13 protein-coding genes are annotated in these 13,226 nt (G+C 68.7%); 7 read left to right on the forward strand and 6 right to left on the reverse strand.

What is annotated here, in order from left to right; translation table 11 throughout:
- Positions 1–215: dihydrofolate reductase family protein (locus tag ACFR9S_RS00960; RefSeq protein WP_379817783.1), on the reverse strand; the 215-nt coding region annotated here is incomplete at its 3' end.
- Between the two features lie 81 nt (positions 216–296).
- Here ACFR9S_RS00960 and ACFR9S_RS00965 point away from each other — a divergent pair.
- Positions 297–1,511, forward strand: a complete 1,215-nt coding sequence (locus ACFR9S_RS00965; RefSeq protein WP_379731518.1) for an FAD-dependent oxidoreductase — start codon at positions 297–299, stop codon at positions 1,509–1,511.
- A gap of 135 nt (positions 1,512–1,646) precedes the next feature.
- Here ACFR9S_RS00965 and ileS read toward each other — a convergent pair whose 3' ends face one another.
- Entirely contained in the window at positions 1,647–4,799 is a 3,153-nt protein-coding gene (ileS, locus tag ACFR9S_RS00970) for an isoleucine--tRNA ligase (protein WP_379731517.1), read from the reverse strand.
- A gap of 112 nt (positions 4,800–4,911) precedes the next feature.
- Here ileS and ACFR9S_RS00975 point away from each other — a divergent pair, with 112 nt between their 5' ends.
- The 4 genes from ACFR9S_RS00975 (at position 4,912) to ACFR9S_RS00990 (ending at position 7,432) form a co-directional block, all read left to right on the forward strand.
- Positions 4,912–5,556, forward strand: a complete 645-nt coding sequence (locus ACFR9S_RS00975) for an alpha/beta hydrolase (RefSeq protein WP_379731516.1) — start codon at positions 4,912–4,914, stop codon at positions 5,554–5,556.
- 106 nt (positions 5,557–5,662) lie between these two features.
- Entirely contained in the window at positions 5,663–6,034 is a 372-nt protein-coding gene (locus tag ACFR9S_RS00980) for a YlbF/YmcA family competence regulator (protein WP_379731515.1), read from the forward strand.
- A 124-nt stretch (positions 6,035–6,158) separates the two neighbouring features.
- Positions 6,159–6,752, forward strand: a complete 594-nt coding sequence (locus ACFR9S_RS00985) for a MinD/ParA family ATP-binding protein (protein WP_379817785.1) — start codon at positions 6,159–6,161, stop codon at positions 6,750–6,752.
- A 53-nt stretch (positions 6,753–6,805) separates the two neighbouring features.
- On the forward strand, positions 6,806–7,432 hold the full coding sequence (locus ACFR9S_RS00990; RefSeq protein ID WP_379731530.1) for an RAD55 family ATPase: 627 nt from the start codon (positions 6,806–6,808) through the stop codon (positions 7,430–7,432).
- A gap of 13 nt (positions 7,433–7,445) precedes the next feature.
- Here the strand turns inward: ACFR9S_RS00990 and ACFR9S_RS00995 are convergent, their stop codons facing one another.
- The 4 genes from ACFR9S_RS00995 to ACFR9S_RS01010 all read right to left on the reverse strand — a co-directional run bounded on the left by ACFR9S_RS00995 (position 7,446) and on the right by ACFR9S_RS01010 (position 11,679).
- A complete protein-coding gene (locus ACFR9S_RS00995) occupies positions 7,446–8,504 on the reverse strand; it encodes an outer membrane protein assembly factor BamB family protein (RefSeq protein WP_379731531.1) in 1,059 nt (352 codons plus the stop codon).
- Positions 8,505–8,723: 219 nt separating this feature from the next.
- The gene (locus ACFR9S_RS01000) at positions 8,724–9,755 is read right to left on the reverse strand and encodes a tyrosine-type recombinase/integrase (protein ID WP_379731532.1); all 1,032 of its coding nucleotides are present in this window, start codon (positions 9,753–9,755) and stop codon (positions 8,724–8,726) included.
- Positions 9,745–10,137 carry a DUF5805 domain-containing protein gene (locus tag ACFR9S_RS01005; RefSeq protein ID WP_379731533.1) on the reverse strand — a complete coding sequence of 131 codons (393 nt, stop codon included), beginning with the start codon at positions 10,135–10,137 and terminating at the stop codon, positions 9,745–9,747. The genes ACFR9S_RS01000 and ACFR9S_RS01005 overlap by 11 nt, the downstream gene beginning before the upstream one ends.
- Before the next feature lie 177 nt (positions 10,138–10,314).
- On the reverse strand, positions 10,315–11,679 hold the full coding sequence (locus ACFR9S_RS01010) for an amidohydrolase (protein ID WP_379731535.1): 1,365 nt from the start codon (positions 11,677–11,679) through the stop codon (positions 10,315–10,317).
- A gap of 276 nt (positions 11,680–11,955) precedes the next feature.
- Between ACFR9S_RS01010 and rocF the strand changes: the two genes are divergently transcribed.
- Together rocF and ACFR9S_RS01020 are read left to right on the forward strand one after the other, a co-directional pair.
- Positions 11,956–12,891, forward strand: coding sequence for an arginase (gene rocF, locus ACFR9S_RS01015; RefSeq protein ID WP_379731534.1), 936 nt, complete (start codon positions 11,956–11,958; stop codon positions 12,889–12,891).
- 73 nt (positions 12,892–12,964) lie between these two features.
- Positions 12,965–13,226 (forward strand): phosphoribosylamine--glycine ligase N-terminal domain-containing protein (locus ACFR9S_RS01020; protein WP_379817803.1); only part of this gene is annotated, 262 nt, incomplete at its 3' end.

Consider the following 13,226-nt stretch of genomic DNA (forward strand, 5'->3'; position numbering starts at 1 on the left):
TCGCGCTCCCGCCGGGCGCGCCTGTCAGCGTCCTTGACGGTCAACCCCGGATCGTCCGCCAGCACGGTTCCGACCCCGACCAGCACGCCGTCGACGCCCGCCCGGAGCTCGTCCATCCGGTCGAAGTCCGCCGGCCCGGAGATCGCCACCTGCTCGCGCTCCCGTGTCGAGAGCTTCCCGTCGACGCTCTCGGCGGCGTTCACGTGGACGTGCACACGTCCGCTTGGGCTGCCTGCGGGTCGACTCTTTCGGTCCGAGCGGGAAGGCTGAAGTCCTGCCCCGCCCGAACTCCGTCGATGACTGTCGAGACGGAGGTGGCCGTGATCGGCGGCGGCGCGACCGGTGTCGGCGTCGCTCGCGACCTCGCGATGCGCGGTGTCGACGTGGCGCTGCTCGAACGCGGCACGGGACTCAACGCCGGCACGTCGGGGCGCTCACACGGCGTGCTCCACAGCGGCGCCCGGTACGCCGAGTCCGACCCCGACGGGGCTGCCGACTGCCTCCGCGAGAACCGAACGCTCCGCGAGATCGCGCCTGGCTGTGTCGTCGACTCCGGCGGGCTGTTCGTCCGGCTCGCGGACGACGACTCGGCGTACTTCGAGCGGAAACTCGACGCCTGTCGCGAGGTCGGGATGGATCCGACGCGTCTCGCTCCCGACGAGATCCGCGAGCGCGTCCCCGGGATCGCCGAGGCTGTCGAGGAGGGGTTCGGCGTCCCCGACGGCGTCGTCTCCCCCGCACGGCTCGTGGCCGCGACAGCGGCGAGCGCCCGTGATCACGGCGCGAGCATCCACACCGGATCGGCGGTAGTCGACATCGATGTCGGTTCTGACTCCGGGCGTCTCGCCGTGCACGTCGACGGCGGACCCACGATCGCCGCCGATTCGGTGGTGAACGCCGCAGGCCCGTGGGCGGGCGAGGTCGCCGCAATGGCCGGCGCCCAACTGGGGATGCGTCCGACCCGGGGTGTGATGGTGGCCGTCGACTACCCGGGACTCGGCCCGGTTCTCAATCGGTGCCGCGAGCCGGCCGACGGCGACATCGTCGTCCCCCACGGCGAGCAGGCGGTTCTCGGGACGACCAGCGTCGCCGTCGACGACCCCGACACGTTCGAGCGCGAGGACTGGGAAGTAGAGCGAACGCTCTCGGAGTGTGCCGCGATGCTGCCGGCACTGGCCGACGCGATGGTCGAGCGCACGTACTGGGGACTCCGACCCCTGTACGAACCTGACGAACTCGCTCGCGAGGGCCGGGGGATCTCGCGGGATTTCGCGGTCGTCGCCCACGACGCTGCGCCGGGGCTGGTCAGCGTCGTCGGCGGGAAGCTCACCACGTATCGGCGCATGGCCGAGGCCGTCGCCGACCGTGTCTGCGGGGATCTGGGCGTCGAGGAACCCTGCCGAACCGCCGAGGAGCCGCTCCCGGGGGCGGGTGATCCCGAGCGGCTCGATCAGCTGGCTCGGGAGTTCGGTGCGGTCGGTCCCGCTGACAGCGACGTGGTCAGGGAGTAGCGAGCAGTCGGAGGGGGCTGGTCGGCGCGACGGGCTCCGAACTCCGGCCGTGTTCGTCGCGCCGCAGTTCTCAGGTCACGCGACGGGCTGGTCCCGCTATCAGTCAAAAAGGTTCGCAGTGGAGGAGCGCGTCGTTCAGTTGTCGACCGGCTCGACGCCGATCGTGACATCGACGCCCTCGATCTCCCACTCCTCGACGAGGCCGCGGTCCTCGTCGATATCGCTCACGCCGACGAACTCGGCGGCTCGGACCTCTTCGGCCACGAGATCGCGGCGGTCGTCGAAGAAGCCCGCCACGCGGTCGTCGTCGATGTCGACGGCGACGCGGATCTCCTCCTCCACGTCGAGATCGAGGCGCTTGCGGGTCTCCTGCACTCGGCGAATCAGGTCCCGAGCGTACCCCTCGCGCTCGATCTCCTCGCTGAGCTCGGTGTTCACGTAGACGTGCCCGTTCTCGAACGCCGCGCCGGAGACGTGCTCGGGCGGCTCGGCGTCGTACTCGACCATCTCGTCGGTCAGTTCGACGGTTTCGCCGTTGACCTCGACGCCGCCTTCCACTTCCTCGCGCGGGCGGCCCCGGACGGCTTCCATCACGTCCTGCGCGTCGCCGCCGAACGCCGGGCCGACGACGCTCATCTGCGGGTCCGCGATCTCCACGAGTTCCTCGTAGTCCTCGGTGACGGTGAGTGCCTGGGCGTTCACGCGCTCGAGGAAAAGACCCTCGAGGTCGCGCATCGCGTCGGCGACGGTCTCGTCGTCGGTCTCGATCACGACCTCCTGCACGGGCCAGCGGAGCTTCCGACCGCCCTGCTGGCGGGCGTTCGCGGTGGCCTCCTCCACGTCGCGGAGCACGGCCATGTTCCGCTCCAGTTCGGGATCGTGCAGCTCGTCGTCCGGCGTCGGCGCCTCGAGCATATGCACCGTCTCGGCCTCGCCGTCGAGCGTCTGGTACATGCGGTCGGCGAGGTAGGGAGTGAACGGCGCGAGCAGGCGGACGACCTCGTTCAGCACCGTCGACAGCGTCGCGTACGCGCCGCGCTTGCTCGCGGAGTCGGACTCCTCCCACATGCGCTCGCGGATCGCCTTCACGTAGAACCGGCTCACGTCCTCGGTCACGAAGTCGAGCAGTGTGTTGAGCGCGTCGTGAACGGCGTACTCCTCCCACGCCTCCTCGGTCTCCTGCTCGACCGTCTGGAGCCGGGAGAGCACCCACTCGTCGACGACGCTGAGTTCGCCGTCGTCGAGGTCGGCCTCGCCGGGGTCGTAGTCGTCCAGCTCCATGTACGGCAGCGGGAACCGGAATACGTTCCAGAGGATGTTGAGCGTCGACTGCATCTCGTCGAGGCCCTCCCACTCGAAGCGCAGGTCCGCGCCGTGCTGGTCGTGCTGGAGCAGGTACGCCCGCAGCGGGTCGCGGCCGACTTCCTCGATCGCCTCGTGGGGCGTGACGATGTTGCCGAGGCTCTTGGACATCTTCCGGCCGTCGCTGTCGAGCGCGAACCCGTGCATCACGACCTCGTCGTAGGGCACCTGATCGACCGCGGCGGTACCCATGCCCAGCTGGGACCAGAACCAGCCGCGGGTCTGGTCGTGGGCCTCGACGATCACGTCGGCGGGCCAGAACTCCTCGAAGTCCTCCTCGTCGCTGGGGTAGTCGAGCGTCCCCCACGAGGCGACGGAGGAGTCCAGCCACACGTCGAACACGTCCGGGACGCGGGTGTACGTCGTGCCGTCCTCGGTGATCGTCAGGTCGTCGACGGTCGGCCGGTGGAGGTCGAGCTCCTCGGCTTCGACGTCCTGATCGGCACGTTCGGCCAGCTCCTCGCGAGTGCCGACGACGATCCAGTCGTCCTCGGTCGTCTCCTCGGCGGTGCTGTCCTCGGGCGTCCAGATCGGGATCGGGATCCCCCAGTAGCGCTGCCGGGAGACGTTCCAGTCCGGCGAGTCCTCGATGAAGTTCCGGAAGCGGTTGTCCCGGGCTTCCGGCGGGTGCCACTCGCTGTCCTCCATGTTCTCGAGGAGGTCCTCCTTCACGTCGGTGACCGTGACGAACCACTGCTCGGTCGCGAGGAAGATGATATCCGTGTCACACCGCCAGCACTGCCCGTAGTCGTGGGTGTACGTCTCGTGGGCGAGCAGGTAGCCGTTCTCGCGGAGGTCGTCGATGATCTCCTCGTTGGCGTCGCGGACGAACTGGCCGGCGTACTTGCCGGCGCGCTCGTCGTACACGCCGTCGCTGCCGACCGGACAGAAGATATCCAGTCCGAGCTCGTCGCCGCGCTCGAAGTCCTCCTGCCCGTGCCCGGGCGCGGAGTGGACGAGCCCCGTGCGGTCGGTCTCGACGTAGTCGGCGTGGTACACCTCGCCGGCGCCGACGAAGGAGGGGTGCTCGGGCACCTCCTCGGCGAGCGGGTGGCCGTACTGCCAGCCGATCAGCTCCTCGCCGGCGAGCTCCTCTTCGATCTCGTACTCGTCGTACCGGCCCTTCTTCAGCACGTCCTCGACGCAGTCGCTCGCGACGTACAGCACGTCCTCGTCACCCTCTTTCTCGGCGCGCACCTTCGCGTACGTCGCGGCCTCGTCGACGGCGACGAACGTGTTCGCGGGGACGGTCCACGGCGTCGTCGTCCACGCGACGAGGCTCCCCTCGCGGTCGGCAAGCGGGAACTGCACGTAGATCGAGGGGTCCTCGACCTGGTGGTACTCGACCTCGTTCTTCGCGATCGCGGTCTCACACCGCGGGCACTGGGTGATCGAGCGCTTCCCCTGCTCGACCAGCCCGTTGTCGTGGGCCTGCGAGAACGCCCACCAGGCAGACTCCATGTACTCCGGCGAGATGGTCTGGTAGGGGTTCTCCCAGTCCATCCAGACGCCGATGGACTGGAAGTCCTCGTCCATGTTCTCGCGGTTCTCGACGGCGAACCGCTTGCACTCCTCGATGAACTGCTCCATCCCGTAGTCCTCGATGTCCTGCTTGGACTCGAAGCCGAGCTCCTGCTCGACTTTCGTCTCGATGGGCAGGCCGTGCATGTCGTACCCCGGCCGGTCGGTGACGTTGTGGCCCTCCATCCGCTTGCGGCGGATGACGGCGTCCTTGAGGGTCTTGTTCCACGCCGTGCCGAGGTGCATCTGCCCGGAGGTGTACGGCGGGCCGTCGACGAAGAAGAATGGCGGGTCGTCGGCGTGTGCCTCCTTGGTCCGTTCGTAGGCGTCGTGGTCGTCCCAGTAGGCCGAGACGGTGTCCTCCACCGCCCGCGGATCGTACTGGTCCGGGACCTCCTCGTCCATATCTCTTGGCTGTATTGGGTCGCTTATCAACCCGGTGGTCCGTCAGTCTCGCTGTCGGACTGCCGTGCCGCGAGGGAGACGTTCAAACCCGTGCCCCGCCAACCAACACCCAATGAGCGATATCCCACTCGAGCACGTCCACCGCGAGCCCGACAGCGACACCGGCAACGCCGTCTTCGTCCTCCACGGCCGCGGTGCCGACGAACAGGACCTCCTCCCCGTCGCCGACCGACTCCCCGGCGACCGACACATCGTGAGCTTCCGCGCGCCGGACCGCCTCCGCGGCGGCTACACTTGGTACGACCTCGACCTCTCCGGCGGCGGCCTCGAGTCGAGCCAGCCCGACCCGGATGGGTTCCGCCGCAGCCTCGATATGGTCGCCGAGTCGATCGACGCCGCGGTCGACGCCTACGACCTCGATTCCGACAGCCTCGGCCTGCTCGGGTTCAGTCAGGGGGCGATCACCAGCCTCTCGCTGGTGCTCGAACGGCCCGACACGTTCGCGTGGGTCGCCGCCCACCACGGCTACCTCGCGGAGTCCCACGCCGACCGCTCGCCGGACGGGATCGAGGGCAAGCCCGTGTTCGTCGCCGCCGGCGCGGCCGACCAGATCATCCCCGCGAGCCGGAGCGAGGCCGCCGCCGAGGGGATGCGCGAGGCCGGCGCCGACGTGACGTTCGGTACGTTCGAGGGCGGCCACGGGATCGGCCCGGACGAGCTCGAGGCGGTGCAGGCGTTCGTCGAGGAACACGACTAGCCCGCCTGCGCGGTCGGAGAACCGGACAGCGGCACTGACCAGCCGCGCTCAGAGAAGCGGGAGCCGCTGTCGGTAGCCCTAAATCTGCCCGTCTCCAACCCCGATTATGAGCGTCGCCAAGACTGTCGAGGATCTCGGTGCCGAACTCGGCGAACGCATCGCAGCCACCGACGAGTACGAGCGCTTCGAGGAAGCCAAACGCGCCGTCGAGGAGAGCGAGGAGGCTCAGCGGCGCATCGACGAGTTCGAGTCGCTCCGGGCCGAGCTCACGACCGCCCGGAAGACCGGCGATGCCGATCAGGAGCTGGTCGACGAGGTTCGACAGGCCCAACACGAGCTCCACTCCCTGCCGGAGATGGCGGAGTTCCTCGACGCACAGGAGGCGTTTCAGGCACGCCTCGACGCGGTGAACGACGCGATCTCCTCCGAACTCGTCGTCGACTTCGGCGGCGAAGCCGGCGGCTGTTGTAAGGACTGACTGCGACACGGAGAGTCGCAGTCTGTCAGGACTAATCGCGGCACGGTGAGGCGCGATTTGTCAGGACTAATCGCGACTGCCCTTCGGCCGAGACCTTTTGTCGGAGACTGCGACCAGTAGCGCCATGCTCGCGATCGCCGGCGGCAAGGGCGGTGTCGGGAAGACCACGACCGCGCTCGGCCTCGCCGCCGCGCTCCCCGGCCGCCCGTTGGTCGTCGACGCCGACTGCGACATGCCGAACCTCCACGCGCTCGCCGGCGTCCCCGCCGACGACGGTCCCCACGACTGCTCAGCACACGACTGTCGTGTCCTCCCCGCGTCCGGGGACGAGGCTCCTCCCGTCGATCAACGGCTCGAACGGCTCCACAGTCGAGAGACCGACGGGCACACGCTCGTCGACACGCCCGCCGGTGCGGGGATCGACGCCGCGACGCCGCTGCGGATCGCCGACGGCGTGGTGCTGGTGAGCACAGCCTGCGCACCGGCGCTCCGGGACGCTGCCAAGACGGCGTCGATGGCCCGTGCGGTCGGCACCCCCGTTGTCGGCGCCGTGCTCACCCGGACGCTCGCCCGGCCGCCGAACGCCGCCGAACTGTTCGGTTGCCCGCTGCTCGCCGTCGTCCCCGACGCCTCGGGTCGACCGCTCGACGACCCGCGGGTCCACGAGCGGTACGAGGCGGCCGCCACTGCGCTTCTGGACGCGAGCGCGTCGTCGTGAGCAACTGACAGCTGCACGGAACGCTTTTGGTCCGCAAACGACTATCGGTTCCCATGGCGAGACGGCTCTCGACCGGCATCAACGTCCTCGACCGCGAGATCGAGGGCGGTCTCCCGGCGGGCTCCATCGTGCTGCTCACCGCCGAGCCCGCCAGCCAGTCGGAGCTGTTTCTCTACGAACTCACCGCCCAGCGGCAGACGCTGTACCTCACGACCGTCCGATCCGATCAGGCCGTGACGGACGCGATCGAACGGACGACCACCCGGACGGGCGACCCGACGGTCCGTGACGTGGGCGGTGACGCGCCGCTCGACCGGGCTAACCGCCTGATCGGCACACTGCCCGAGGAGTCGACGCTGATCATCGACGTGATCGACGCGCTGGAGCGCTACGACCGCAGCCGCTACCGGCGGTTCCTCAACGAACTCCAGACCGTGATGGTCAACACCGGCGGGGTCGCGGTCCTCCACGGGCTGAACGGCGTCGACGTGCCGAACCACCGCGACCTGACCGCTCACGTCGCCGACGTCGTGTTCGACCTCCGTACGACCGTCACCAACGCCGAGGTGGAGAACCGCCTCGTCATCCCCAAGTTCCGCGGCGGGAAGGCGCTCTCCGAACCGATCAAGCTCCGGCTGACCGAGAGCGTCAACATCGACACCTCCCGGGACATCGCCTGAACGGCCACCCGGATTACTCGGTGCCCAGCGCCAGCAGCCGACTGTCCTCCCCAGTGACGAACAGCGCCTCCGGGGAGACGACGGCTTCGCCACGACCGCCCGTGGCGGTGGACCATCGCTTCTCCCCGGTCGCCGCCGAGAGCGCGGTGATCCGACCCTCGGCGCGGAGGAGCACGCTGTCCCCGGCGACCGTCGGCACGCCGACCCGTGCGCCCTGCTCCGGTTCGTACGTCCACGATCGCTCGCCGTCGTGTGTGATGGCGTACAACGTCCCGCGCCCGACGGCGTAGACGTGTTGGTCGTCGACGGCTAACGGCCGATTCTCGCCGTCGAGGACGTTGAACACCCACCGCTGCTCGCCGTCGGTGCCGTAGCCGATGACGAGGCCGTAGCTCTGCACCACGAGCAGGTCGTCCCGCACGACCGGCCCGCCGGTCACCGGGTCCGTCTCCGCGCGCCACAGCTCCTCGCCGGCGTCGGTGCCCAACGCGACGACGCCGGTCGCTCCCGAGTTCGAGCCGACGTACAGCGTGTCGCTGTCGACCGCGGCCGGGGTCGCGAACGTCGTGTTCCCCTGCTTGGTGGTGTCGTCGATCTGCTGTGACCACAGGAGCGAGCCGTCGGCGACCCACAGCGCGTGGACGGTCCCGCTCCAGTCGGGGACGTAGGCGACGCCGCCGTCGACGGTCGGCGGGGCGGTGAGCCGGGCGTCCACGTCGTACAGCCACTCCTCCTCGCCGTAACGCGATCCGAAACAGAGCACCCGACCGCGTTCGAGCGATCGCTTTCCCGTCGCCACGACTCGGTCGCCGACGACGGCCGGCGTCCCGTTCAGGTCGATCCGTAGCGGCGCCCACCACCGCGTCTCGCCGGTCGACGCGTTGAGGGCGTAGAGACGGTGGAACGACCGTGACTCCGACGACACGGCGTCGGCCGGCACGTACAGTCGGCCGTCGGCGAGTGCGGGCGTTCCGGTAGCCCGGACGCCGTCGAGTTCCCGCCCCCAGACCGTGGCGGGATCGCTGGGACCGTCGTCGACCTGGCGCGTGTGGCCGCCGTCGTGGCCGTCCATAGTCCACTCGCCGTCGACGCTACCGAGTTCACCGTTCGGGAGCTCTCCGGACAGGCATCCGGCGAAACCCACCGTTACGGCGGAGGCTGCGAGGAAGGCTCTGCGGGAGGGCATACCCCCTTCTCGTACCGGGGCGAAGTTGAATCCTTGCCCGCCGATTTCGATATTGCAAAATAGAGTTTACGAGTCGCACAGCCGTCGCCGTTCTCGGCTCGTCAATCAGTCGAACCGGTAGATGTGCTCGACGTACGTCTCCCGCACCTGGTCCCCCCAGTTGTGGGTGTACGTGTCGATCACGTCGCTGGCAACGTCGCCCCGGAGGTACTTCACGACGCCACGGTCGCCGGTGCGATCCCGGAGGTGCGTGGTGAAGAAGTGCCGGAAGTAGTGGGGGGTCACGTTCTCGCCCGCGCCCGCGCCGGGTTCGTACCAGCCCATCTCCTCGGCGTACTTCCGGACGTAGTGTCTGACTGCACGTGCGGTGAGCCGTTGGCCCCAGTCGCCCGCCGTCGAGACGAACAGCGGCTCCGCCGGCGACGGCGTGTCCGGCCGAATCGCCAGCCAGCGGCGGAGGCCGCACCGAAGTTCGTCGTCGACGGGGATCACCGTCGATCGCTTGCGCTTGTTCGACTCCTCGCGTATCTCGCCGTTGTACCGCTCCCCGCGTGCGGGCGCGCTGTCGACGTACATCGCGTCGCCGCGGCCGTCGAGTTGGGGCCGGCCGTCGAGGTCGTATCCCGCCAGTCCGGGCTCGGAGAGTCGCAGATCCCGACAGTCGAGGTTACAGAGCTCGCCGACACGCATCCCGGTTTTCAACAGCGTCAGGACGATTGCGTGGTGGAGCGGGTGGGAGATCCGCCCGAGGAACTCCCCCATCGTCGCCACGTCGACGTCCCGGCGCTCGGGATCTTTCTCGATCGACTCGTCCATCTCCTCCATCACCAGCGCCATGGGGTTCTCCTCGAAGGCGCCCACCTGGGTCATGTAGTCGTAGAAGCGGTTGACCGTGGTGGCGTAGGTCGCGACCGTGCTCGGCGAGAGCTCCCCCCGGAGCGAGTGGAGCCACGCCAGGCAGTCCCGATGGCCGGCCGATCCGGGCTCTGTGGAGCGGCTCTCGAGAAATTCGTCAAACCCTCGGAGCACCCGTTCGTAGGCGTCGCGGGTGCGTTCGGCCCGGCCGTGCATCTCCATGTCTTCGAGGTAGTAGTCGACCGGGTCGGACACCTCGGCATCGGGTGATCTACTCGCCATCGAGCACGTACCCCCCCTCTCTGCCGCTGTAGCGGATCTCCTCCGACTCCTGTGTGATCCGGTCGAGCCGGTCCTCGAAGTCGCCCAGCACAGAATCGACCAGCTCGTCCCAGCCGATAGCCTCCTCCGAAGAGAGGACCTCGTGGACACGCGTTTCGAGGACGTCTCCCCTGGGGTTCGAGCCCGAAGAACCGGCTTCCTCGGGGTTGCCCGTACTGCTCGGCTCGTCGGACGACTCGAAGCCGTTCCGGCCCGCCTGTACCATCGTTCGGACGAACTCGCTCTGGCTCATTCCGAGATCGTCGGCGGCCGCCCGCCACTGTTCGCGCTGGTGGGCGGGCACCCGCGTCTTGACCTGCACCGTCTCGCTGTCCTCGGCCATGGATCGAGCGTCTTCCGCCGAGCACATCAACGTACCGGAAACAGGGATTAGTGCCCTAATCTTCTCGTGAGGTACCGAAATAACTCCAAGACTGTGTACCGCCACTGTCGATATTGGCTATACGGTACCAGTTACGTCGATGTGAACCCAGAACCGGTGTGGTCCCGGTAGCGTCGATCATCGTGTGAGCTCGAACGGCGGCTCCGCATCAGCGGGAAGTGGGTTCTCGTACTCGCCCACCTCGCGTTCGAACTCCTCGCGTGCAGCGGCGAGTCGCTCGCCGTCAGTCAGCAGGTCGAGGGTCGAGCCGGCGAGGAGCTTCGCGACGTAGGGTAGCGCCGTTCGGCCGAAGTCACCGTTCGCGACGACAGCCTGCCAGGAGTGTCCGGGCGTGCCAAGCGCCCACGTCGTCGCCCGGAACTGCGCGGTGGGCGTGATCTGGCTGACTTCGCCGACGTCGGTCGAGCCGCCGCCGGGGTCGCCCTCGTCGAAGGCGTCCATCGGTTCGCCGTACAGCGCAGCGTCGGCCGCGTCGTCGTCGTGTGGGGAGTCGAACTCCGCGAGTCGGTCGTCGATCGCGCCGTCCGGGAACGTCTCCTGAAGCTCGGCGGCGAATTCGCGTTCCTCCTCGTCGAACGTCACAGAGCCGAGTTCGGCCATGTTCTCTCGGAACGTGTCTGCGACGATGGAGTTCGAGACGAGCCGGTGGACGCCCGTGTAGTATCGTTCGCGAACTTCGGTGCGGCTCATCGTCGCCGCGCCCGCTGCGATCTCGCGCAGCCAGTCTGTCACCCGCTCGACGCCGTCCCGCGTCGGTGCACGGACGAAGTACCAGACCGATGCCTCCGCGGGCACGACGTTGGGCGCGTCGCCGCCCTGCTGGATGTTGTAGTGGACGCGCACTTCCTCCGGGACGTGCTCGCGCATGTACTCGACCCCCGTGTTGAGCAGCTGAACGCCGTCGAGCGCGCTTCGCCCGGATTCGGGCGAAGCGGCGGCGTGGGCGCTCTCGCCCTCGAAGGTGAACGACAGCGAGTCCATCGCGAGCGAACTGCCACGCTGCGGTGCCGTGTGGTCGCTCGGATGCCACGTTATGGCCGCATCAAGGTCGTCGAACGCGCCGGCACGGGCCATGAACGTCTTCCCCACCAGCGTCTCCTCGGCGGGACAGCCGTAGAACCGCACCTCGCCGCCGGCGTCGCCGCGTTCCAGCGCCCGTGCGACGGCGATGGCGGCGCCGACGCCCGCGGTTCCGAACAGGTTGTGTCCGCAGCCGTGACCGGGCGCACCCGGCTCGATCGGCGAGCGCTCCGCCGTGACCGCCTGTGAGAGCCCCGGCAGCGCGTCGTACTCGCCGAGGATACCGATCGTCGGCCCATCCCCCACGGCGTAGCTCGCGACGAACGCCGTCGGCATATCGCCGACGCCGGCCGTGACCTCGAACCCCGCGTCGGCGAGGGTCTCCCGGAGCAGCCTGCTCGCACGCTCCTCGTGCAGCCCCAACTCCGGGTGTTCCCAGAGGTCGACCGCGAGCTCGTCCATCCGATCGGCGAGGTCGTCCACGTCGTCGAACAGTCGTTGCTTCACGGCAGCACCCGAGGCCGGGGGGCGCTTAACTCCTCGCCCGGCGGTGAACTGACGCTGTTCTGCCGAGTTCCCGTGACGCTATGGCGACTTATGAATCACATTTCGCTATATCGAACGACGGCGCGATCCGCCGTCGACGCCCGGGAAGAACTGGCCGATCCGACGGGGTTTCGTCCGTTCGTTCGGACCGAATCCGGGAAGCTAACCCCGTCGGCTCCCGTACCGGCGTACATGTCCGAAAACGGAAGCGTCGGGGAGCGTCGACAGTCGGTGCGGATCATCGGGGCACCGACAGACTACGGGCAGGACCGCCGAGGCGTCGACATGGGACCGTCGGCGATCCGGTACGGCGGGCTGAGCGAAGGCCTCTCCGAGGCCGGCGTCGACGACGAGGACGCGGGGGACCTCCTCGTGCCGCGTGCCGAGGAGCGCGACGCACAGTACCGAACGCCCAGCAAGGGGAAAGCAAAGTTCCTCCGGGAGACGGAGGACGTCTGTAGCCGGCTGGCAACCGAAGTCCGCGAGTCGATCGCCGACGGCTACACGCCGCTGGTCTTGGGTGGGGACCACTCCGTCGCCATCGGGACCGTCTCCGGGTCGGCGGCCGACGCCGAGATCGGCGCGATCTGGTTCGACGCCCACGGCGACCTCAACACGCCGACGACGACGCCGTCGGGCAACGTTCACGGGATGCCCCTTGCGGCGCTACTGGGCGTGAAGGAGTGGGACGGCGTCGACTGGGCCAACGCGCCGTCGCTCTCCCCGGAGAACGTCGCGATCGTCGGCCTGCGCTCGGTCGACGACGCCGAGCGCGAACTGCTTCGGGACAGCGAGATCACCGCGTTCACGATGTCCGAGATCGACGACCGGGGGCTGGACGAGGTAGTCGACGACGCGCTCGCGATCGCCAACAACGGCACCGAGGGCTACCACGTCAGCCTGGATCTGGACTGGCTCGACCCGACGATTGCGCCGGGCGTCGGCACCCCGGTCCGGGGCGGCGTCGACTACCGCGAGGCCCACCACGCGATGGAGCAGGTCGCCGTCGACGGGGGCATGCGGTCGATGGAGCTGGTCGAGGTCAACCCCACCCTCGACCAGCACAACGAGACCGCCGAACTGGCGGTCGAGCTCGCCGCCAGCGCGTTCGGCAAACGCATCCTGTAGATATCCGCGTTCGTGTATTTCGACGCGGCTTCGGAAGGGAACTTTTACACTCTCGTGTTCATACCCTCCGCCCATGTCCGAGACCGTGCTGGTGATCGGCGGGGGCGGCCGCGAACACGCGATCACGCGTGCGCTGGCGCCCGACGCCGAGGTGTACGCGCTGGCCAGCAACCGGAACCCGGGTATCGCGTCGCTCGCGGCCGGAACCGAAATCGCCGACGAGACCGACACCGACGCGGTCGTCGCGTACGCCGAATCGGTCGGCGCCGACGCCGCGGTGATCGGCCCCGAGGCGGCGCTCGCGGCCGGCGTCGCCGACGCGCTGAACGACGCCG

The organism is Halolamina salina (assembly GCF_042678005.1).
In the GTDB taxonomy this organism is placed as follows: domain Archaea; phylum Halobacteriota; class Halobacteria; order Halobacteriales; family Haloferacaceae; genus Halolamina; species Halolamina salina.